This is a genomic window from Mycobacterium sp. E787 (assembly GCF_001668725.1).
Taxonomy (GTDB): Bacteria; Actinomycetota; Actinomycetes; order Mycobacteriales; family Mycobacteriaceae; genus Mycobacterium.
Genome location: NZ_LZKL01000078.1, coordinates 1 through 1,169 on the forward strand (window position 1 = coordinate 1; position 1,169 = coordinate 1,169).

2 protein-coding genes are annotated in these 1,169 nt (G+C 68.8%); one reads left to right on the forward strand and one right to left on the reverse strand.

What is annotated here, in order from left to right:
• Nucleotides 1-502, reverse strand: a 502-nt coding sequence (locus tag A5705_RS15460; protein ID WP_156763133.1) for a PPE family protein, incomplete at its 3' end; no start/stop codon positions are given.
• Nucleotides 503-729: 227 nt separating this feature from the next.
• Here A5705_RS15460 and A5705_RS15465 point away from each other — a divergent pair.
• On the forward strand, nt 730-1,169 hold a 440-nt coding region (locus A5705_RS15465; RefSeq protein ID WP_231982340.1), incomplete at its 3' end, for a PPE family protein.

Consider the following 1,169-nt stretch of genomic DNA (forward strand, 5'->3'; position numbering starts at 1 on the left):
AGTTGCCCAGCTGCGCGACCGTCGCCGACGCGCTGGCGTGGTAGCCGCTCATCGCGGCGACATCCTGGGCCCACATCGCCTCGTAGTCGGATTCCACAGCCGCAATCGCGGGAGCGTTGAAACCGAACAGGTTGGAGTTCACCAACGACACCAGTTTGGAGCGATTGGCCGACACCACCACCGGATGCACCGTCGCCGCCAACGCCGACTCAAACGCACCGGCCACCGCTTTGGCCTGCGCGGCCGCACTCGCAGCTTGAGACGCCGCCGAGGTCAACCACGCCGAATACGGAACGGCTGCGGCGGCCATCGCCGCGGATGCAGGACCCTGCCACGCGTGACCAGCCAACGCCGAGGTCACCGAGGAAAACGATCCCGCGGCCGCACTCAACTCATCGGCCAGCCCGTCCCACGCCGCAGCGGCCGCCAACATTGGCGCTGACCCGGCACCGGAGAACATCCGGGACGAATTGATCTCCGGCGGGAGCACCAAAAAGCTCATGACCGCGGTCCCTTCTCAGCAGCGAGCCCCGGGAGCCAAAGTGTGCCTTCGCTCGGGTTCACACGCAACCGCGACTGCGAGCGCTTGATCCCTGCGGTCCGGTCCGCAACGATCGTGCGGCGGCCGGGATTGGATTCCCGCCTAACGGGGTATGGGGCAGGCCGGAGAATGTACGTTGCTCCAGTGGCTGCTGAAGGTCTGATCAACGACGATCGAGGGGAGCAGTGATGAACTTTTCGGTGTTTCCGCCCGAGGTCAACTCGGTGCTCCTGCTTGATGGGCCGGGCCCGGGGCCGATGCTGGAGGCGGCGGCGGCCTGGGACGGGATCCGCAGTGAGTTGAGCGCGGCGGCAAGCGCATTCAGCTCCGTGACCTCGGACCTGGCCGGGCAGGCCTGGCAGGGCCCGTCGGCGGCGTCCATGACCAACGCGGCCGCCGGGTACGTGGACTGGCTGGGCGGGGCGGCCGCGCAAGCCGAGCAGTCGGCGGCCCAGGCGCGGGCGGCGGCCGTCGCCTACGAGGCCGCGCTGGCGACCATCGTGGACCCCGGGTCGATCACGGCCAATCGCGGCCAGCTGGTGTCGCTGGTGATGTCGAACCTGTTCGGCCAGAACGCGCCGGCGATCGCGGCGGCCGAGGCCGAATACGAGCAGATGTGGGCCCAGGA